Source organism: Sphingomonas parapaucimobilis NBRC 15100 (assembly GCF_000787715.1).
GTDB classification, from domain to species: Bacteria; Pseudomonadota; Alphaproteobacteria; order Sphingomonadales; family Sphingomonadaceae; genus Sphingomonas; species Sphingomonas parapaucimobilis.
The window spans coordinates 52867-72358 of record NZ_BBPI01000035.1 but is presented as its reverse complement, the minus strand read 5'-3'; the positions used below and the strand labels follow the sequence as shown (position 1 = coordinate 72358).

The following is a 19492-nucleotide window of genomic DNA, read 5'->3' as shown; positions in this document are numbered from 1 at the left end:
GGTTCCCGTGAAACGGATATGACCAACATGTTTCAGGGCTTTGACGCCGTGCTGTAACATGCCATGCCTAGAGCCCGAAAATGCGTACGGGGTGGGTTTCATGCGGTTGAGGCTCGACGCGCGCGGACGTCGCTGGTTGCGACGCCTGCCGGTCGTGAATGTCTATTCGGTGGCCGAACTGGCGCTGATGGCGGTCCTCGCCGTTCAGGGCGCGCGGCTGCTATGGGTGATCGTCACGCCCGTCTCGCCGCTGGGCGAGTGGCGGCCGCTGGCGCCTGCCATTGCCGGGTCGGCATCGGCCATATTGGAGGGATTCGATCCGTTCTTCCGCTTGCAGGGGCAGCAGGCCGCCCCCGCCGCCGTCACCACGCTGCAACTGACGCTGTTCGGCACCCGGCTGGACGAGGCATCGGGGCGCGGCTCGGCGATCCTGGCCGGGCCGGACGGGGTGCAGCGCTCGGTGTCGGTCGGCGAGGAGATCCAGCCCGGGGTCACGCTGAAGGCCGTCGCCTTCGACCATATCACCATCGATCGCGGCGGCGCGACCGAGGATCTGTATCTCGACCAGTCCGATGCGCCGCCCGCCGCCGCCGGAGCATCCGCTCTCGGTGCGCCGTCCGTGCAAGCGCCCGGATCGGTTCCCCCGGCGGGCGGCGTGGCGATCGCGCAGTTGCGCAGCGATATCGGCTTTATCCCACGGCTCGACGGCGGGCGGGTGTCGGGCCTGGTCGTCCGGTCGCAGGGCTCGGGCGCGGCGTTCCGCGCGGCGGGGCTTCGCGAGGGCGATATCGTCACCGCGCTCGGCGGGCGTCCGGTGACGGGGCCGGGCGATCTTGACCGTCTGGCGGCGGACTTCGCACAGGGCGGTTCTCTTTCCATCACGGTCGAGCGGGGCGATCAAACGCTGCCGCTCTCCCTTCAGATTGCGGCACCACGGCCATGAAGAAGCTCATCCTCGGTTCGGTCCTGGCGCTGGCATTGGCCGCAGGCGCACACGCCCAGACCACGCTCAACGTCCGCGATGCCGATATCCGCGCCTTCATCGCCGACGCCGCCAAGGTGACGGGGCGGACCTTTATCATCGACAGCCGGGTCAACGGCAAGGTGACGGTCGTGACCGACCGGCCGCTGTCGCGGTCCGAATATTTCGAGATTTTCCTGTCCACCCTGCGCTCCAACGGGCTGGTCGCGGTGCCGACCTCGGGCGGGGCGTTCCGGGTGCAGCCGGTCGACAACGCCGCGTCGCAGCCCAGCCGGATCGGGTCGGCGGGCGCGAACCGCAATTCCTACGTCACCGAGATCATCCGCCTGCGCGCGATCGACGCGCCGAGCGCGCTGGAGACGGTGCGCCCGCTGGTCAGCGCGCAAGGATCGGTGACTGCCAATCGGGCGGGCAACAGCCTGGTCGTGGTCGATTTCGCCGACAATATCCGCCGTATTCGCGAGGTCGTCCGCCGGATCGACGCCGACAATGCCTCCACCCGCGTCATCGCTCTCCGCAATGCGGGCGCGCGCGAGATCGCGACCGCGCTCCAGACGCTGGCGGGCGGCGGCAGCGGTGGAGCCGGGCAGGGTGGCGGGGCGGCCCCCGGTGGCACCGGCGTGTCGGTGGTCGCCATCGACAGTTCCAACTCGATCGCGCTGCGCGGTGATCCGTCGAGCGTCTCGCGCTTCGCCCAGATCGCCATCGACCTGGACAACAAGGCCAAGAGCGGCACCGAGATCCGCGTCGTCTTCCTCGAAAACGCCGATGCCGAGCAGCTTCTGCCCGTGCTCCAGCAACTGGTCGGGCAGCAACCCGATCCGGTGCAGGAAACCACCCTGTCGCGCGGCAGCTTCACCCAGACCAACAATCAGGCCGGTTCGGCGGCAGGCACCTCGATCGCCCAGCGTATCCAGCCCGTCGCACAGCCCCAGGCGACCAGCGCCCCCGGCGCGGGCGGCCAGACCGGCCAGCAACCCGCGATCAGCACCCAAGGGGGGCGGACGGCGGCGGTCGTCACCCGCTTCACCGGCGCGAACGCCATCGTCATCGCCGGGCCCGCCGATATCCAGCGCCAGATCGGCGAAGTCATCCGCCAGCTCGACGTGCGCCGGGAACAGGTGTTGATCGAGGCGATCGTCGCCGAAGTCTCCGACCAGACCGCGCGGCGGCTGGGCGCGCAGTTCCTGCTCGGGAGTCTCTCGGGCGGGGCCTTCGCCGCGTCGACCTATGGCAACACCGCGCCCAACATCCTGCAGATCGCGGGTGCGGTCGGCGCGCAGACCATTGGCGGCACCTCGACCACCGTGGTCGCGCCCGACGGCACCCGCACGACGACCAACGTCCCCAACCAGGCCTATAGCCAACTGACCCAGTCGGCGGTGCAGTCGATCTTGGGCACCACCGGCGGCTTTGCGGGCTGGGGCGGGCAGATCGGCGACACGGTGTTCGGCGCGATCATCAACGCGGTGAAGAGCGACACCACCTCCAACCTGCTCCAGGTCCCGCACATCATCACGCTGGACAACCAGCAGGCGCACAGTCTCGTCGGCCAGGAAATCCCGATCACGACCGGCCAGGCACTGTCGCCCAATTTCGACAATGCCTTCCGCACCGTGCAGCGCCAGAATGTCGGCATCCAGCTGGACGTGAAGCCGCAGGTCAATGCGGGCGGCTCGCTGAAACTCTATGTCCGCCTGGAGGTCAGTTCGATCGCCGGGCCGGTGTCGAGCAACAATAGCGAGCTGATCCTCAACAAGCGCGCGTTCGAGAATGTGTTCACCCCCGACGACGGCCAGATCACCGTCATCGGCGGCCTGCTCGACGATAATGAGCGGCGCACGATCGAGAAGATCCCGTTGCTCGGCGACATTCCGGGCCTGGGCGCGCTGTTCCGGTCCAAGGCGCGCAGTCGGTCGAAGACGAACCTGATGGTCTTCATCCGCCCGACCATCCTGCGCACGCCCGAGGACAGCCGCCGCGTCACCGAACAGCGCTACGGCTATCTCCGCCAGCTCCAGGGCTATGCCCAGCCCGGCGTCGAGCCGTCGATCGACGAACTGGTCCGCGACTATATGAACGCCGCGCCGCCGATCCCGCACGCACCGATGCCCGGCAATATCGAGGACCCGCGCATCGCGGTGCCCGTCGCCAAGTCGGTCGAACCGATCAAGCGCCGTGACTGACGACGAGCAGCCTATCACCACGGGGGACACCGTTCCTTTGCCACTGGGCACGCCCCTCCCGCAGGCGGGAGGGGATGGGGGAGGGCCACCCGCGCTCCCGCTCCCCACGCCCGACGAAGCGCTGGAGCTGGTCGCCCCGCTGACCATCCCTTATGCCTTTGCGCGTAAGTTCGGCACGGTCGTCCACACCGCCGACCCGCTGACCATTGCCCTGCGCGAAGGCGCCGACCCGCGCGCGCTGATCGAGCTGCGCCGTCATATCGGTCGCCCCTTCGCCATCGCGCGGGTGGAAGGCCCCGCCTTCGACCGGCTGTTGTCCGACGCCTATGCGATGGACGGACAGGCGACCGCGATCGCGGCGGTGGGCATGGGCGACGAGCTGGACATGCTGGCCGACGGTATCCCGACCGCCGAGGACCTGCTCGACACCGCCGACGACGCGCCCGCCATCCGGCTCATCAACGGCATCATCGCCGACGCCGCGCGCAACGGCGTGTCGGACATCCATATCGAGCCGTACGAGACCGGCCTCGTCGTGCGGATGCGCATCGACGGCGTGCTGCGCGAGACGCTCAGGATGCCGCCGCATGTCGCGCCGGTGGTGGTCAGCCGCATCAAGGTCATGGCCCGGCTCGACATCGCCGAGCGGCGCGTGCCGCAGGACGGGCGCATGGCGCTGACCCTGGGCGGCAAGCTGCTCGACGTGCGTGTCTCGACGCTGCCCAGCCGGGCCGGGGAGCGCGTGGTGCTGCGTATCCTCGACAAGGAGAATGCGGGTATCGACCTCGACGCGCTGGGCATGAACCCGGCCATGTACGCGCTGCTGCGCGAGGCGTTGAGCGAGCCCAACGGCATCATCCTCGTCACCGGCCCGACCGGCTCGGGCAAGACGACCAGCCTCTATGCGGCCTTGCGCCTGCTCAACGACGGCAGCCGCAATATCCTGACCGTCGAGGACCCGGTCGAATATGCGGTCGAGGGTGTGGGCCAGACCCAGGTGAATGCGAAGGTCGGGTTGACCTTCGCGGCGGGTTTGCGCGCGATCCTGCGCCAGGACCCGGACGTGGTGATGGTCGGCGAAATCCGCGACCGCGAGACCGCCGAGATCGCGGTGCAGGCCTCGCTGACCGGACACCTCGTGCTGTCGACGGTCCACACCAACGATGCGGTCGGCGCGATCACCCGGATGCGGGACATGAAGGTCGAGCCGTTTCTGCTCGCCTCCACCTTGCGTGCCGTGATCGCCCAGCGGCTGGTGCGGCGGCTGTGCCCGGTATGCAGGCGGCCGGTCGAGGCCAGGAACACGGTCGCGCCGCTACTCGGCATCGACGCCCATGCCACGGTGTATGAGGCGGTCGGCTGTCCGCAATGCAACGGCAGCGGTTATAAGGGCCGGACCGGCGTCTATGAAGCGGTGCGCGTCGACGATACCATCCGGCGGCTGATCAACGAAGGCGGCGACGAACAGGCGATCGCGGCGCACGCCTTTGCCCGGCAACAGCCGCTGGCCGCCGTGGCGCGGGCGCTGGTGCTGGACGGCATGACCACGGCGGAGGAAGCCATCCGCGTATCCCGCCGCGACTCCGACGCGGGGTAAGGGAGGTGCGCACGCTCATCATCCCCCGTTCCCCCGCGAAGGCGGGGGGCCAGTGCCTTTGCCGTATCACGCTGGACGCTGTCGGTCATTATGGCATGGGTTCGCGCGGAGACGCGGAGACGCGGAGAGAAAATGAGTTCACGCAGAGCCGCGGAGGACGCAGAGATGGCGTACCCGCCGCGCCAGCGGCCCTCTTGCCTCTGTCGGTTATAGATGTCGTGCGCTGCCGCGCACGAGACACCTCTGCGTCCCCCGCGCCTCTGCGCGAACATCCCCTTCTTCTCCGCGTCTCCGCGTCTCCGCGTGAGCTGGAAGGGCGATCCGGCATGCCGCAAGGCAACTGGCCCTCCGCCTTCGTGGGGGAACGCGGCAGAGTGGAGGTGCACTGACATGGCCGGGTTCGACTATGTCGCGATCGACACCCGGGGCACGGAGAAGCGGGGCTTTATCCCGGCCGAAACCGCCGACGCCGCCCGCGCCGCGCTGGAGAAGCAGCGGCTTTATGTCGTGTCGGTCAAGCCCGGTAGCGGCGACACCGCCGAGCGGCGGCCGCTGTTCGGACTGAAGCTCGGCCGCGCGCGCATGTCGGTCAAGCAGCTGACGCTCTTCACCCGCCAGCTCGCCACGCTCAACCGCGTCTCGCCGCTGGAGGAAAGCCTTCGCACGATTACCCGCCAGACCGAGCAGGAGCGGGTGCGCGCCATCGTCGCGACCGTGCATCAGGGCGTCACCGAAGGGCGTCGCCTGGCCGATGCGATGGCGCGCGAGCCCAAGAGCTTCCCGCCCCTGTACCGCGCGATGGTCGCGGCGGGGGAGAGTTCGGGCACGCTGCCGACCATCCTCGAACGGCTCGCCGCATTGCTCGAACGGCAGGCGGAGATTCGCGGCAAGCTGATCACCGCGCTCGCCTATCCGACGATCCTCGCAGTCGTGGCGATGGGCGTCGTCACCGCGCTGATGATGTTCGTCGTGCCGCAGGTGGTCGAACAGTTCGATACGGTCGGACAGGAGCTGCCCTTCCTGACGCGCATGGTCATCACCGTATCGGACCTGCTGGTCGGTTGGTGGTGGCTGATGGCGGGGATCGTCGTGCTCGGCGGCGTCGGGTTCTGGCGCGCGCTGAAGGTGCCGTCGATCCGGCTGTCCTTCGACAGCTGGCTGCTGAAGCTGCCGCTGCTCGGCCGGTTGTTGCGCGACCTGCACGCGGCGCGGATGGCGCGCACGCTGGGGACGATGGTGGCGAGCCGGTTGCCGCTTCTCGAAGGGCTGACGTTGACCGCCGGGACCATCCATAACCGCCGGTTGCGCGTGGCGTCCGACGCGATCGTCGATGCGATCCGGGGCGGCGGCAGCCTGTCCGCCGCGATGCGGCGCGCCGGGGTGTTCCCGCCCTTGCTCACCTATCTGGCCGCCAGCGGCGAGGCGGCGGGGCGGCTGGACGAGATGCTGGAGCGCGCCGCCGATTATCTGGAGCGCGAATTCGACCGCTTCACCGCCACCGCTTTGTCGCTGCTGGAGCCGGCGATCATCGTCGTAATGGGCGGCGTGGTCGCCACCATCGTGCTATCCATCCTGCTGCCGATCCTCCAGCTCAACACGCTGGCGGGACAATGAGTCGAGAGGACATGTTCATGCGTACCCCCAATCCCCGGCGGATCCGCCGCAAGCGTCCGGCGAACGGCTTTACCCTGGTCGAGCTGATGGTTGTCATCGTCATCATCGGCCTGCTGGCGACGATCGTGGCGCTGAACGTGCTGCCGTCGGGCGACACCGCCAAGATCCAGAAGGCCAAGGCCGACATCTCGAACATCGAGACGGGGCTGGAGATGTACAAGCTCCAGAACCTGACCTTCCCGACCACGGCGCAGGGGCTGCCCGCGCTGGTGTCGATGCCCGCCGGGCTGGCCGATCCGTCGCGTTATCAGAAGGGCGGCTATCTGAAGAAGCTGCCCGACGATCCCTGGGGCCGCCCCTATCTCTATGCCTCGCCCGGCCAGCATGGCGAGGCGGATATCTGGACCTATGGCGCCGACGGCAAGGAAGGCGGCGAAGGGGTCAATGCGGATATCGGCAACTGGGATAAGTGACGCGGGCTGCCCGCCTGGATGCCGGTGACGGTGGCGGGCGCGGCCTGCGTGGAGGGCGCGGAACGTGGCCTTCGACTTCGCTCAGGCTGAACGGGGGTGGAGGTCTGGTCCCGACCTCCGTTCGCAATGAGCGAAGTCGACGTGCATGGGCCAACGGCTTCACCCTGGTCGAACTGATGATCGTCATCACCGTGATCGGCCTGGCCTCGGCGGTGGCGGTGCTGTCGCTGCCCGACCGGCGGGGCCGCGTCACCGACGAGGCGTTGAAGTTCGCCGCCCGCGTCCGCGCCGCGCATGACGTGGCGGTGGTCGAGGCGTCGCCGGTCAGCATATGGGTCACGCGCGGCGGTTATGGTTTCGACCGGCGGGCGAACGGCGCTTGGAGCCCGATGACCGCCAAGCCCCTGCGCGTCGCCCAGTGGGAAGACGGCACCCAGGCGGTGATTCCCGATGCCAGCGGCCGGGTGCGGATCACCTTCGACGTGACGGGGCTGGCGGACCGCCCGGTCGAACTGCGCCTGACGCGGGAGCGAGCGAGCAGCATCGTGCGGATCGGCGCGGACGGCACGGTGCGTGTCGATGGGTAAGGGGCATTTTTATCCTCCCCGGCACGGGGAGGTGGCAGCGCAAAGCGCTGACGGAGGGGGGCTTCCTCATGAGTCGACCCTTGCGGCGATCCCCCTCCACCATCCTGCGGATGGTCCCCCTCCCCGTGCCGGGGAGGATGGCTTCACCCTGATCGAGATCATGGTCGCGCTGGCGGTGTTCAGCCTGGCGGCGATGGCGCTGGTGCGGCTGGAGAGTGCGACGATCCGGGGGGCCTCGACCCTGGACGAGACCGTGGTGGCGCAGATGGTCGCGCGCAACATCGCCGTTTCGGCCGTCACCGACCCGCAGGCGCCCGCGCTGGGCCGGACGACGGGCGCGGAGGTGAATGGCGGGCGCAGCTGGAAATGGACGCGGATCGTCAGCGGCACGGGCGATGCGCGGGTCGTGCGGATCGACGTGGCGGTGACGAATCCGGGGGGCCGCGTCGTCGGGCGGATGACGATGGTCCGCCCGCCCATGGCCGCGCCGCCGGTCGGGGTGTCGGTGTCGTGACGGGCGTGTCGACCCATCTGTTCCCCCGCGCAGGCGGGGGTCCGGTTCCTTCCGCTGTCGGTCGGGCGGGCCAATCGAGCCACAGATTGCCAACGGAGCGAGAACCGGACCCCCACCTGCGCGGGGGAACGGGGGAACAGGGCTTCACCCTGGTCGAGGTCATGGTGGCGCTGCTCATCTTCGCGATGCTGGCCGCCGCTGCCGTGGCGATCCTGTCGCTCAGCGTCCGGGCGCAGGGGGTGACGGGGCAGAAGCTCGACGCGATGGCGGCGGTCAGCCGCACGACCGCGATCCTGTCGGCCGATCTGGCGCAGGCGGTCGACCGGCCGACGCGCGACGAGGGCGGCGTCCTGACCCCCGCCATGGTCGCCGGGCCGGACGCGATGCGGCTGGTGCGGGGCGGCTGGAGCAATCTCGACAATGCGGCGCGGCCTTCGGTGCAGAAGGTCGCCTATCGCCTGAACGGCAACGTGCTGGAGCGGGTCGCCTGGCCGCTGCTCGACGGAGCCGCGCCGATGGAGCCTGCCGCGCTGATGGAGCATGTGCGCGAGTTGCATCTGCGTTACCGCTTCAACGGCGCGTGGCTCGACCAGTGGCAGGGGCAGCCGGGCGTCGCCCTGCCGCAGGCGGCCGAGGTCACGATCGTGCGTGACGACGGCATGATCTATCGCCAGCTGTTCCTGGTCGGCACCGGCTATGTCGGTACGGCCGTGATGCCCCAGCCCGGTCCGTCTCCCAGCCCGACGCCGACACCCAATGGCTAGACCGCTGCCGCCAGCGGGCGAGCGCGGGGCCGCGCTGCTGACCGTCCTGATCCTGGTTGCCGTGATCGCGGTGCTGGCCGCCACCGCGCTGGAAAAGCTGCGCCTGTCGACCCGGCTGGGCGGCAATGCGGTCGCGATCGAGCAGGCGCGCGGTTTCGCCTATGCGGCCGAGGCGCTGGCGATCATCCGCATCGGCGACCTGCTGGAACGCGCCCAGGGCAAGGTGTCGCTGCTCGGCGGATGGAGTGACCGGCCCTTCGCATTGCCGTTGGGCGATATCGCGGGCGGGGGCAGCGCGGTCGCGCGGGTGACGGACGGGGGCAATTGCTTCAACCTCAACGGCCTGGTGCAGGACCTGCCCGGCCAGCCCGGCATGCTGGTCGGCAATGCGGTCGAGGTCGCGCATTTCGCCAAGCTGATGCGGCTGCTGAACGTGCCCGGCCAGGTCGCGCAGCAGGTCGCGACCGCCGCGTCCGACTGGATCGACAGCGACCAGAACCCGCAAGGGGGCGGCGCGGAGGACCCCATCTATCTGGCGCGCGATCCGTCCTATCGGACCGGCGGCGCGATGATGGCGGATGTCAGCGAGCTGCGCATGGTCAGCGGCGTCACACCCGAGCTTTATGCCCAGCTTCGCCCCTGGCTCTGCACCTTGCCCGAGGCGAAGCCGACGAGCGTCAACATCAACACGCTGGCCCCCGAACAGGCGCCCCTGGTCGCCATGGCGCAGGTCGATACGATTTCGCCCCCCGCCATCGCCCAGGCCCTTTTGCGCCGCCCGCCGCAAGGCTATGCCGACGCCGGTGCCTTCTGGGCGCAGATACCGGGGGCGAGCGGGGGCGGCGGCGTGGCGGTGACGACGCGCTGGTTCAACTTGCGTATCGATGTCGGTCTGGGCAGCGTGACGGTGCAGGAGCGCGCGCTGGTCGACGCCACGCGACAGCCGCCGCGCCTGGTGGCACGGATTTGGGGGGAAGAGTGATGAGTGCGACCAACCTCCTGTTCCTGCCGCCGGGGGATGGCGGCGATTATCGCTGGATGCGGATCGAGGACGAGCGCGTCGCCGCCGCCGGAGACGGCCTGCCGCAGGGTGATGGCGAGATCATCGCCGTCGCGCCCGCCGATGCGGTGTCGTTGCACTGGGCCGAGATTCCCGCCCGCTCGACCGCCCAGGCCGCCGCCGCGGCGCGCCTGCTCGCCGCCGAGGTGAGCGCCGCGCCGATGGACGAACTGCACGTCGCGGTCGGGGAGGACGAGGCAGGCAGCCGCCCGATCGGCATCGTCAATCGCGGGGCGATGGCGGGATGGCTGGCGCGGCTGGGCGCGGCGGGGGTCGATCCGGTCGCCGTCGTGCCCGCACCGCTGCTGCTGCCGCGTCCTGACGAGGGGTATGTGCGTGGGCATTTGGCCGGGCAGGGCGTGGTCCGCGGGCGCGCGTCGGGCTTTGCCGACGAGCCGGGCTTGACCGAGATCGTCACGGGTGACGCGCCGCTCGACGATCTGGATGATGCGGCGGTCGCGGCCGCGCTGGGCGCGGTGGCGGCGGTGCCCGCGCTCGACCTGCGGCAGGGAATTTTTGCGCGGCGGCGGGGCTTTTCGATCGACTGGCGGCTGGTCAAGCGGCTGGCATGGCTGGGCGTCGCCATCGTCGTCGCCACGCTGGCGATCGATTTCGTGCGCTGGACCAAATACAGTTTCGCCGCCGACGCGACCGAGGCGAAGATCGAGCAGGTCGCCCGCACCGCCCTGCCGCGCGGCGAGACGTTGGTCGATGCCGATCGCCAGCTGACCGAGCGACTGTCGGGGTTGCGCGGGCCGGGCCAGGGGTTCAGCCGGACGGCGGCGGCGGTGTTCGCGGCCGTGCGCGCGGTGCCCGGCACCGAGCTGACCGCCCTCGACTTTCAGCCCAGCGGCGACATCCGTTTGGGTGTCGCGGTCGATCGCGAGGCGCTGGCCACCGACCTGAAGCGCGCGATCGAGGCGGAGGGCTTTACCGTTCAGCCCAGCACCTTCGTCGCGGCGAACGGCCGAATCACGGGAGAATTCACGGTGCGCGCACGATGAAGGCGCTGAAACTCTGGTTCGATGGGCGCAGCCTTCGTGAGAAGCGGCTGCTGCTGGTCATGGGGGCACTACTGGTCGTGACGCTCCTATGGGGCGGCCTGTTGCGCCCGCTGGACGACGGCCTGTCGAGTGCGCGGGAACGCCACGCCGATGCGGTGATCCGGCTGGGCGAGGCGCAAGCCATCGCGGCCGAGCTGAACCAGCGTCGCCGCCGTCCGCCGGCCCTTTCGGGCACGCTGGCCGACACGGTGCGTCTGTCGGCGGAGCAGGTGGGCTTCGGCCTTTCGGCGCTGACCGAGGACGGCCCCGGCCGGGTGCGCGCGCAGATCGCCTCGGCGCGGCCATCCGCGCTGACGCCGTGGCTGGCACGGCTGGAGCGGGGCGGCGTGCTGGTCGAGCAGGCGACATTGACCGACAATGGCGACCGGACGGTCGGTGTCGCCCTTATCCTGCGGACGCGGGTGTCGTGATGCGGTTGCGGATGACCACGCGGCCCTTGGTGTTGTTCGCCGCCATGCTGACCGTGGCGCTGATCGTCTTCCTGCCGATGCGGCTGGCGCTCGGCGCAACGGGTCTCGCCGATCAGGGGTTGAGCGCGCGCCGGGTCGGCGGCACGATCTGGGGCGGCAGCATGATCGAGGCGCGGTTCGGCGCGGTGGCGCTGGGTGATCTCCGCGTGTCGCTGTCGCCGCTCGCCCTGCTGGTCGGGCGGGCGAAGCTGGCGTTCGAGGGAGCGGGCGCCGATGGCCGTCCGATCGCCGGGTCCGCGACGGTCAGCCGCCACGCCATGGGCATCGACGGCGTCACCGCCTCCTTGCCCGCCGCGACGCTCTTTGCCCCGCTGCCGGTGACGACGCTGGCGCTGGAGGATGTGACCGTCCGCTTCCGTGATGGCGTGTGCGAGGAAGCGGCGGGCCGCGTCCGTGCGACCGTGGCGGGCGAGGCGGGCGGCTTGCCGCTGCCGCCGACGATGATGGGCACCGCGCGGTGCGAGGCGGGCGCGCTCCTCCTGCCGATGACGGGGCAGGGTGGTGCGGAGGGCGTCAACCTGCGCATCCGTCCCGATGGCCGCTACACCGCCGATCTGGTCCTGACGCCCGGCGATCCGGCGGCGGCAGCGAAGTTGGAGCAGCTGGGTTTCGTGGCCGGGACAGGGGGCGGATATCGACTTTCGGCAGAAGGACGATTTTGACCGCTTGACGAAAGCGGGTGATCCCGTTTAGGGGCGCAAGCCTTCGCGGCGACCGTAGTTCAATTGGTTAGAGCGCCGGCTTGTGATGCCGGAAGTTGCGGGTTCAAGTCCCGTCGGTCGCCCCATTCTTCTCCGGCCATATCCTGGCCACGGCACCGGCCCCTTTCGCGCCCGTGTCCCCCCTCAATCCTCACCGATAGGGTGGCCGGGTCGAAAGTCTCGGTCCGGTTCCGCTTTTGTCGGACCGAAGGACGAGCATGACGGACTGGGGCTTTCCCGATTTCGACGCGCATGAAGGCGTACACCTGTTCACCGATCCCGCTTCGGGTCTGCAGGCGGTCATCGCCGTGCACTCGACGCATCTCGGCCCGGCGGCGGGCGGCGCGCGCTTCTGGAACTATGGCACGCCCGCGCTGGCGATCACCGACGCGCTGCGCCTTTCGCGCGGCATGAGCTACAAGAACGCGATGGCGGGTCTGGCGCTGGGCGGCGGCAAGGGCGTGGTCCTGGCGGCCAAGCCCGGCGACGTCATCACCACCGCGCAGCTCGAAGCGTTCGGCCGCGCGGTCGAGTCGCTCGGCGGTCGCTATGTGACGGCCGAGGATGTCGGCATGTCGGAAGAGCGGATGAAGGTCATCGCGACCCAGACCCGTTATGTCTCGGGCCTGCCAGTGGCGAGCGGTGCGGCGGGCGGCGACCCCGGCCCCTATACCGCGCACGGCGTCTATCTGGGCGTAAAGGCCGCCGCCAAGCGTGGGCTGGGCGCAACCGACATGAAGGGCGTGCGCGTCGCGATCCAGGGCGTCGGCTCGGTCGGCGGCGGTCTCGCCAAGCTGCTGGCGAAGGACGGCGCGGTGCTTACCATCGCCGACGTCAATCAGGCGCGGGCGGAACAGATGGCGGCGGAACTGGGCGCGAGCGTTGCTTCGGCCGACGAGATCCTGTTCGCGGACGTCGATCTGGTCAGCCCCAATGCGCTGGGCGCGGTCTTGACCGCCGATTCGATCCAGCGCCTGAAGGCCAAGGTCGTCGCGGGTGGCGCGAACAACCAGCTGGCGACCCGCGAGGACGGCGCGCGCGTGGCGGAGGCGGGCATCCTCTATGCGCCCGATTACGTCATCAATGCAGGCGGCATCATCAATGTCGGCCTGGAATATCTGGGCCAGGGCGACGAGGCCGAGGTCATGGCGCGCATCGCCAAGATTCCCGAGCGTCTGGAACAGGTGTGGCAGCGTTCGGCGGAAACGGGTCATCCGGCGTCGGACGTGGCGGACGAAATTGCGCAGGGTCTGATCGGGCGGTAAAACCACACGCTCTTGAGACTCACGCCCCTCCCGCAAGCGGGAGGGGATGGGGGAGGGCAAGGAGTCTCACCGAGACCATCGTTTGTGGCCATGCCCTCCCCAAACCCAGTTTCAGGTAAACGATGCCCCGCATCGTTTAGGTCATGCTGGGAGCATGACCGACCTGAAACTCGCCTGCGGGAGGTGCTTAAGAAGAGAGTGAGTCCCCCTCACTCACACCCATCGAAATTCCCGCACCGAAACCCGGTTGACGAACCGCCCCCTCGCGCCCATTTGCCAATCGGATCAAATCCATCCGATTGGGAGTCCATGCGCCTTTCCAGCCTAGCCGATTATGCGGTCGTGATGATGACCGCCGCCGCGCGCGAAGGCGTGGGTGGGCGGAGCAACGCGACCTTGCTGGCGGGGCAGACGGGGGTGCCTTTGCCTACCGCCCAGAAGCTGGTCAGCCGTCTGGCGGGCGCAGGGCTCATCGAGAGTACGCGCGGCACCGGCGGCGGTATCCGCCTGGCGCGCGAGGCGGACGCGATCAGCCTGGCCGATATCGTCGAGGCGGTGGACGGCCCGATCGCGCTGACCGCGTGCGTCGACGGCGCCGCGCATGACTGCGGCCTGGAAATGCAGTGCCGGGTCCGGCCGCATTGGCATGTCGTCAATCAGGCGGTACGCGCCGCCTTTTCCGGGGTGACGCTCGCGACGCTCGCCGCCGATCCTGTTGAATCGCAAGTGATGGACGCCGATCCGCGTCCGGGGGTATTCGCCTGATGGCCACGAAGAATGCAGAGGCGCTCGCCGCCGCCAACAAGAAGTACGAGTGGGGCTTCGCCACCGACATCGAGCAGGACTTCGCGCCCAAGGGGCTGAGCGAGGATACGGTCCGCTATATCTCGGCCAAGAAGGGCGAGCCCGAATGGATGCTCGACTGGCGGCTGAAGGCGTTCCGCCTGTGGCAGACGCTGGAGACGCCGGACTGGGCCAAGCTCAACATCCCGCCGATCGACTATCAGGACGCGTATTATTACGCCGAACCGAAGCAGAAGAAGACGATCGCGTCGCTGGACGAGCTGGACCCGGAAATCCGCCGGACCTACGAAAAGCTGGGCATCCCCATCGCCGAGCAGGAAGTGCTGGCGGGCGTCGAGGGCGCGCGCAGGGTCGCGGTCGACGCGGTGTTCGACAGCGTCTCGGTCGCGACCACCTTCCGCAAGGAGCTGGAAGCGGCGGGCGTGATCTTCCGCTCGATCAGCGAGGCGATCAAGGAATATCCCGATCTGGTCCGCAAGTGGCTGGGCAAGGTCGTGCCGCAGCGCGACAATTACTTCGCGACGCTCAACTCGGCGGTCTTCTCGGACGGCACCTTCGTTTATATCCCCGAGGGCGTTCGCTGCCCGATGGAGCTGTCGACCTATTTCCGCATCAACGCGGAGAATACCGGCCAGTTCGAGCGCACGCTGATCGTCGCGGACAAGGGGGCCTATGTCTCCTATCTCGAAGGCTGCACCGCGCCGATGCGCGACGAGAACCAGCTGCACGCGGCGGTCGTCGAGCTGGTCGCGCTGGACGACGCCGAGATCAAATATTCGACCGTCCAGAACTGGTATCCGGGCGACGAGAACGGCGTCGGCGGCATCTACAACTTCGTCACCAAGCGTGCGCTCTGCCAGGGTAAGAACAGCAAGGTGTCGTGGACGCAGGTCGAAACCGGCTCGGCGGTGACGTGGAAATACCCGTCCTGCGTGCTGGCGGGCGACGGCTCGGTGGGCGAATTCTACTCGGTGGCGGTCACGAACAACCGCCAGCAGGCCGACACCGGCACCAAGATGATCCATCTGGGTAAGAATACCCGCTCGACCATCGTGTCGAAGGGGATTTCGGCCGGGCGTTCGGACAACACCTATCGCGGGTTGGTCCGCGTGGCGGCGACCGCCGAGAATGTCCGCAACTTCACCCAGTGCGATAGCCTGTTGCTGGGCGATCAGTGCGGCGCGCACACCGTGCCCTATATCGAGGTGAAGAACCCCAGCGCCCAGATCGAGCATGAGGCGACGACCAGCAAGATCAGCGAGGACCAGCTATTCTATGCCATGTCGCGCGGGTTGGATCAGGAAGCGGCCGTCGCGCTGATCGTCAACGGCTTTGCGCGGGAAGTCTTGCAGCAACTCCCGATGGAGTTCGCGGTCGAGGCGCAGAAGCTGCTGGGGATTTCGCTGGAAGGTTCGGTCGGGTGACACTGACGCCGCGCGACGACGCCCGACGCCACGACACCCCTCCCCTTCAGGGGAGGGGCCGGGGGTGGGGCATGTCCGCAGGGGCGCTCGACCGTTTGTCGGGCTACGCCCGCACGATGCGTCGTGAACCGACCGAGCCGGAAAAACGACTCTGGGCGCGTCTTTCGCGGTCGCAACTGGGCGGTTTCAAATTCCGTCGGCAGGCCGTGATCGGCAGCTATATCGCCGACTTTCTCTGCCCGGCAGCGGGCTTGATCGTTGAGGTCGATGGCGAAACCCATGCCGATGCACAGCGGGATGTTCGGCGCGATGCGGCACTTACGGAATTGGGTTTTAGGGTCGTTCACATCGGCAATACTGATGTGATGCACAATATCGAGGGTGTATTGGCGCACCTGCTCGGCACGCTGCAAGCGATGCCCGCGCGGTGGGCGCCCCACCCCAACCCCTCCCCTGAAGGGGAGGGGCTGACGAGGATATGACAATGCTGAAAATTGAAAACCTCCATGCCGAGATTGACGGCAAGCCGATCCTCAAGGGCCTGACGCTCGAGGTGAATGCGGGCGAAGTCCATGCGATCATGGGGCCGAACGGCGCGGGCAAGTCGACGCTGGGCTATGTGCTGGGCGGGCGTCCGGGTTACGAATTGACCGAGGGTTCGGTGACGTTTAACGGCGTCGACCTGCTCGAGCTGGAGCCGAACGAGCGCGCTGCGGCGGGCCTGTTCCTGGGCTTCCAATATCCGGTCGAGATCCCCGGCGTGTCCAACGTCCAGTTCCTGCGCGAGAGCCTGAACGCCCAGCGTGGGCAGCGTGACGAAAAGCCGCTGTCGGGCGCCGAGTTCCTGAAGCTCGCCCGCGCGCAGGCCGATGGGTTGGGGCTGAACCAGGACATGCTCAAGCGTCCGGTCAATGTCGGCTTCTCGGGCGGCGAGAAGAAGCGCAACGAGATGGTCCAGATGGGCATCCTGAACCCCAAGTTCGCGATCCTGGACGAAACGGACTCCGGCCTCGACATCGACGCATTGCGAATCGTCGGCGACGGCATCAACCGGATCATGCGCGCGCCCGACAAGGCGGTGCTGCTCATCACCCATTATCAGCGGCTGCTCGACTATGTGCAGCCCGACCGGGTACACGTGCTGGCCGATGGCCGCATCGTGCGCTCGGGCGGCCCCGAACTCGCGCTCGAACTGGAGCGTGAAGGCTATGTGGGCGTCGAGGGAGCGGCGGCGTGACGACCACGCTGGAACTCCCCTCGACCCGGCAAGAGGCGTGGCGCTGGGCGGATATCGACGCGCTTCGCCGTGCGGCGGAGAGCGAGCGGGCGGTGCCGGTTGCGGGGGCAGATCGCTTCCTCGACCTGCCCGGTGCGCGGTTGCTGTTCGTGGACGGGGTGCTGGATGAAAGCGCCAGCAACCTTGGCCCGGTGCAGCTGATGCAGATCGACGCCAGCGACCATCCGCTGGGACGGCAGGCGCTGGGGCGCGGCTGGTCGCTGCGGCTGGAGCGCGATGCGGTCGCCGAGCCGGTGCAGATCGTCCATGTCGCCAGCGGCGCGGCCAATCACCTGCCCGCCGAGATCGTGCTGGCTGAGGATGCGGCGGCGCAGGTCTATGAGACCTATGTCGGGCGCGGCTGGACCAACCGGCTGACGCGGGTGACGCTGGCGACGTCGGCGCGGCTGATGCGTGGCGTTCGGCTGTTGCAGGATGACGGCTTCGTGTCGCTGCGCGAGGAAGCCGAACTGGGCGAGGGCGCGAGCCTGACCGCGACCTTCCTCGCGGCAGGCACCATGGGCGTGCGGATCGACGGCGGGATCACCCAGACCGGCGACGGCGCCTATGCCGAGTTCGGCGGCGCGCTGCTGACCAAGGGCGAGTTGAAGCAGGAGTGCGCGGTGGCCCTCCGCCATGCCGCGCTGAACGGGCAGAGCCATCAGCTGTGGCGCGCGGTCGCCGCCGATCGCAGCCAGGCGAGCCTTGCCGCACGGGTCGAGGTCGCACGCCATGCGCAGAAGACCGATGGCGAGCAGTCGCTTCGCGGCCTGCTGCTCCAGCGGACGGCGACGGTGAATTTGAAGCCCGAGCTGGAAATCTTCGCCGACGACGTGAAGTGTGCGCACGGCGCGACGGTGGGCGAGCTGGACGCCAAGGCACTGTTCTACATGCAGAGCCGTGGCATTCCGAAGCCCCGCGCGCAGGCGCTGCTGACGCGCGCCTTCGTGGCTGATGCGATCGACCGGATCGGAAACGAGGTGGTGCGCGAAGCCTTTGCGGCGGACGCGGACGCCTGGCTGGAGGCGGCGCTTTGACGAGCGCCGCGCCTCTCGACCGGGTGGCGGATTTCCCGGCGATCCCGGACGGCTGGGCCTATCTTGACACCGCCGCGACCGCGCAGAAGCCGCAAGCCGTCATCGACGCGATCACCCGTGCCTATGACACCAGCTATGCCACCGTGCATCGCGGCGTCTATCAGCGTTCGGCCGATATGACGGTGGCCTATGAGAAGGCGCGGGAGGCGACGGCGCGGTTCATCGGCGCGGGGTCGGCGAACGAGATCGTCTTCACGCGCGGTGCGACCGAGGGGATCAATCTGGTCGCGCAATGCTGGGCCGCGACCAACCTGAAGGCGGGCGACCGTATCCTGCTGTCGATGCTGGAGCATCATTCCAACATCGTGCCGTGGCAGATGGTGGCCGAGCGGCTGGGCGTCGCGATCGACGTGTTGCCGCTGACCGCCGACCACCGCATCGATCTGGACGCGATGGAACGGATGCTGACCCCGGCGCACAAGCTGGTGGCGCTGGGCCATGTGTCGAACGTGCTGGGCTCGGTCCTGGACGGGCGTCGCGCGGCCGATCTGGCGCATGGTGTGGGCGCGAAGATCCTGCTCGACGGCTGCCAGGCGGTGCCGCGTATCGCGGTCGATGTGAAGGCGCTGGATTGTGACTTCTACGTCTTCTCGGGCCACAAGCTCTATGGTCCGACCGGCATCGGCGTGCTGTGGGCGCGGACCGAACTGCTCGACGCGATGCCGCCCTATCAGGGGGGCGGGTCGATGATCGACCGGGTGAGCTTCGAGAAGACCACCTATGCCCCCCCGCCCGGCCGGTTCGAGGCGGGGACGCCGCATATCGTCGGCGCGCTGGGGCTTCATGCCGCGATCGACTATGTGTCGGCCATCGGGCTGGATGCGATCCATGCGCATGAGGCGGCGCTGGTGATGCAAGCGCGCGAGGGGCTGTCGGCGATCAACTCTGTGCGATTGCTGGGGCCGGAAGACTCGGCGGGAATCGTCAGTTTCGCGGTCGAGGGGGTTCATCCCCATGATATCGGCACCATATTGGACGAGAGCCGGGTGGCGATCCGCGCAGGCCATCACTGCGCCCAGCCGCTGATGGACGCGCTCGGCCTGCCCGCCACCGCGCGGGCGAGCTTCGGCGTGTATAATGGACCCGATGACGTCGCGGCGCTGGTGGATGGCGTCCGGCGGGTCACGAGGATTTTCGGATGAGCGATTATAGAATCGAAGAGGTCGACAGCGTGGCGCAGCCGCCCAAGGCGCGTGTGCAGGATGTCGTCGAGACACCGGCGACGGAAGCTGGGGCGGAGCGCCAGCGCGACTATCTCTCGGGCTTCCTCTCGCAAAAGCCGACCGCCGACGATCCGACCCAGCCGGGCGGCGCGCTGTATGACGGGATCATCGACGCGCTGAAGGATATTTTTGACCCCGAAATCCCGGTCAACATCTATGACCTGGGTCTGATCTATGGCGTCGAGGTGACCGAGGGCGGCCATGCGGTCGTCACCATGACGCTGACCACCCCGCATTGCCCGGTCGCCGAGTCGATGCCGGGCGAGGTCGAACTGCGCGTCTCGGCGGTGCCGGGGATCGCGACGGCGGACGTCAACCTCGTCTGGGACCCGCCCTGGGACCCGCAGAAGATGTCGGACGACGCCAAGCTCGAACTGGGGATGCTCTGACC

At 68.5% G+C, this 19492-nt stretch carries 20 protein-coding genes and 1 tRNA gene; all 21 read left to right on the top strand.

All coding sequences use genetic code 11. The features are described 5' to 3' along the window. The first annotated feature begins 100 nt into the window (after window positions 1-100). Window positions 101-943, top strand: coding sequence for a type II secretion system protein N (locus SP5_RS06825; RefSeq protein ID WP_042485998.1), 843 nt, complete (start codon window positions 101-103; stop codon window positions 941-943). Further along, window positions 940-3168: a type II secretion system secretin GspD gene (gene gspD, locus SP5_RS06820; RefSeq protein WP_042485995.1), complete on the top strand. Its 2229-nt coding sequence runs from the start codon at window positions 940-942 to the stop codon at window positions 3166-3168. Before SP5_RS06825 ends, gspD begins: the two co-directional genes overlap by 4 nt. A 121-nt stretch (window positions 3169-3289) precedes the next feature. Continuing rightward, on the top strand, window positions 3290-4765 hold the full coding sequence (gene gspE / locus SP5_RS06815) for a type II secretion system ATPase GspE (protein WP_084220605.1): 1476 nt from the start codon (window positions 3290-3292) through the stop codon (window positions 4763-4765). A gap of 390 nt (window positions 4766-5155) precedes the next feature. Further along, on the top strand, window positions 5156-6379 hold the full coding sequence (gspF, locus tag SP5_RS06810; protein WP_042485988.1) for a type II secretion system inner membrane protein GspF: 1224 nt from the start codon (window positions 5156-5158) through the stop codon (window positions 6377-6379). Between the two features lie 17 nt (window positions 6380-6396). Next, window positions 6397-6852, top strand: coding sequence for a type II secretion system major pseudopilin GspG (gspG, locus tag SP5_RS06805; protein ID WP_076710552.1), 456 nt, complete (start codon window positions 6397-6399; stop codon window positions 6850-6852). Between the two features lie 44 nt (window positions 6853-6896). Next, window positions 6897-7439, top strand: a complete 543-nt coding sequence (locus SP5_RS06800) for a GspH/FimT family pseudopilin (protein ID WP_439645604.1) — start codon at window positions 6897-6899, stop codon at window positions 7437-7439. 160 nt (window positions 7440-7599) lie between these two features. Beyond that, a complete protein-coding gene (gene gspI, locus SP5_RS06795) occupies window positions 7600-7953 on the top strand; it encodes a type II secretion system minor pseudopilin GspI (RefSeq protein WP_042485984.1) in 354 nt (117 codons plus the stop codon). An 86-nt stretch (window positions 7954-8039) separates the two neighbouring features. Next, window positions 8040-8717, top strand: coding sequence for a type II secretion system minor pseudopilin GspJ (gspJ, locus tag SP5_RS06790; RefSeq protein ID WP_281177311.1), 678 nt, complete (start codon window positions 8040-8042; stop codon window positions 8715-8717). Beyond that, entirely contained in the window at window positions 8710-9699 is a 990-nt protein-coding gene (gspK, locus tag SP5_RS06785; RefSeq protein WP_241823695.1) for a type II secretion system minor pseudopilin GspK, read from the top strand. The genes gspJ and gspK overlap by 8 nt, the downstream gene beginning before the upstream one ends. Next, on the top strand, window positions 9699-10781 hold the full coding sequence (gene gspL, locus SP5_RS06780; RefSeq protein ID WP_042485981.1) for a type II secretion system protein GspL: 1083 nt from the start codon (window positions 9699-9701) through the stop codon (window positions 10779-10781). Before gspK ends, gspL begins: the two co-directional genes overlap by 1 nt. Continuing rightward, window positions 10778-11251: a type II secretion system protein GspM gene (gspM, locus tag SP5_RS06775; protein WP_042485977.1), complete on the top strand. Its 474-nt coding sequence runs from the start codon at window positions 10778-10780 to the stop codon at window positions 11249-11251. Before gspL ends, gspM begins: the two co-directional genes overlap by 4 nt. An 11-nt stretch (window positions 11252-11262) precedes the next feature. Further along, window positions 11263-11973: a type II secretion system protein N gene (locus SP5_RS06770; RefSeq protein ID WP_241823696.1), complete on the top strand. Its 711-nt coding sequence runs from the start codon at window positions 11263-11265 to the stop codon at window positions 11971-11973. Between the two features lie 48 nt (window positions 11974-12021). Beyond that, a tRNA-His gene (locus tag SP5_RS06765) sits at window positions 12022-12098 on the top strand. 132 nt (window positions 12099-12230) lie between these two features. Beyond that, the gene (locus tag SP5_RS06760) at window positions 12231-13277 is read left to right on the top strand and encodes a Glu/Leu/Phe/Val dehydrogenase family protein (protein ID WP_042485970.1); all 1047 of its coding nucleotides are present in this window, start codon (window positions 12231-12233) and stop codon (window positions 13275-13277) included. Window positions 13278-13586: 309 nt separating this feature from the next. Continuing rightward, entirely contained in the window at window positions 13587-14042 is a 456-nt protein-coding gene (locus tag SP5_RS06755) for an SUF system Fe-S cluster assembly regulator (RefSeq protein WP_042485967.1), read from the top strand. Beyond that, window positions 14042-15505 carry a Fe-S cluster assembly protein SufB gene (gene sufB / locus SP5_RS06750; protein ID WP_042485964.1) on the top strand — a complete coding sequence of 488 codons (1464 nt, stop codon included), beginning with the start codon at window positions 14042-14044 and terminating at the stop codon, window positions 15503-15505. The genes SP5_RS06755 and sufB overlap by 1 nt, the downstream gene beginning before the upstream one ends. Before the next feature lie 71 nt (window positions 15506-15576). Next, a complete protein-coding gene (locus SP5_RS06745) occupies window positions 15577-15987 on the top strand; it encodes an endonuclease domain-containing protein (RefSeq protein WP_042485961.1) in 411 nt (136 codons plus the stop codon). A 2-nt stretch (window positions 15988-15989) separates the two neighbouring features. Then, complete coding sequence (gene sufC, locus SP5_RS06740) at window positions 15990-16742, top strand: Fe-S cluster assembly ATPase SufC (protein ID WP_042485959.1); 753 nt, start codon at window positions 15990-15992, stop codon at window positions 16740-16742. Next, on the top strand, window positions 16739-17818 hold the full coding sequence (locus tag SP5_RS06735; RefSeq protein ID WP_042485956.1) for a SufB/SufD family protein: 1080 nt from the start codon (window positions 16739-16741) through the stop codon (window positions 17816-17818). The genes sufC and SP5_RS06735 overlap by 4 nt, the downstream gene beginning before the upstream one ends. Further along, window positions 17815-19020, top strand: coding sequence for an aminotransferase class V-fold PLP-dependent enzyme (locus tag SP5_RS06730; RefSeq protein WP_042485954.1), 1206 nt, complete (start codon window positions 17815-17817; stop codon window positions 19018-19020). The genes SP5_RS06735 and SP5_RS06730 overlap by 4 nt, the downstream gene beginning before the upstream one ends. Next, window positions 19017-19490 carry an SUF system Fe-S cluster assembly protein gene (locus SP5_RS06725; protein ID WP_042485952.1) on the top strand — a complete coding sequence of 158 codons (474 nt, stop codon included), beginning with the start codon at window positions 19017-19019 and terminating at the stop codon, window positions 19488-19490. The genes SP5_RS06730 and SP5_RS06725 overlap by 4 nt, the downstream gene beginning before the upstream one ends. Window positions 19491-19492 lie beyond the last annotated feature (2 nt).

What these genes read in the sequence shown, in the direction of transcription:
- SP5_RS06825 (WP_042485998.1), top strand. Translation starts at nt 101, where the DNA reads ATGCGGTTGAGGCTCGACGCGCGCGGACGTCGCTGGTTGCGACGCCTG.
- gspD (WP_042485995.1), top strand. Translation starts at nt 940, where the DNA reads ATGAAGAAGCTCATCCTCGGTTCGGTCCTGGCGCTGGCATTGGCCGCA.
- gspF (WP_042485988.1), top strand. Translation starts at nt 5,156, where the DNA reads ATGGCCGGGTTCGACTATGTCGCGATCGACACCCGGGGCACGGAGAAG.
- gspG (WP_076710552.1), top strand. Translation starts at nt 6,397, where the DNA reads ATGCGTACCCCCAATCCCCGGCGGATCCGCCGCAAGCGTCCGGCGAAC.
- gspI (WP_042485984.1), top strand. Translation starts at nt 7,600, where the DNA reads ATGGTCGCGCTGGCGGTGTTCAGCCTGGCGGCGATGGCGCTGGTGCGG.
- gspK (WP_241823695.1), top strand. Translation starts at nt 8,710, where the DNA reads ATGGCTAGACCGCTGCCGCCAGCGGGCGAGCGCGGGGCCGCGCTGCTG.
- gspL (WP_042485981.1), top strand. Translation starts at nt 9,699, where the DNA reads ATGAGTGCGACCAACCTCCTGTTCCTGCCGCCGGGGGATGGCGGCGAT.
- gspM (WP_042485977.1), top strand. Translation starts at nt 10,778, where the DNA reads ATGAAGGCGCTGAAACTCTGGTTCGATGGGCGCAGCCTTCGTGAGAAG.
- SP5_RS06770 (WP_241823696.1), top strand. Translation starts at nt 11,263, where the DNA reads ATGACCACGCGGCCCTTGGTGTTGTTCGCCGCCATGCTGACCGTGGCG.
- SP5_RS06760 (WP_042485970.1), top strand. Translation starts at nt 12,231, where the DNA reads ATGACGGACTGGGGCTTTCCCGATTTCGACGCGCATGAAGGCGTACAC.
- SP5_RS06755 (WP_042485967.1), top strand. Translation starts at nt 13,587, where the DNA reads ATGCGCCTTTCCAGCCTAGCCGATTATGCGGTCGTGATGATGACCGCC.
- sufB (WP_042485964.1), top strand. Translation starts at nt 14,042, where the DNA reads ATGGCCACGAAGAATGCAGAGGCGCTCGCCGCCGCCAACAAGAAGTAC.
- SP5_RS06745 (WP_042485961.1), top strand. Translation starts at nt 15,577, where the DNA reads ATGTCCGCAGGGGCGCTCGACCGTTTGTCGGGCTACGCCCGCACGATG.
- sufC (WP_042485959.1), top strand. Translation starts at nt 15,990, where the DNA reads ATGCTGAAAATTGAAAACCTCCATGCCGAGATTGACGGCAAGCCGATC.
- SP5_RS06725 (WP_042485952.1), top strand. Translation starts at nt 19,017, where the DNA reads ATGAGCGATTATAGAATCGAAGAGGTCGACAGCGTGGCGCAGCCGCCC.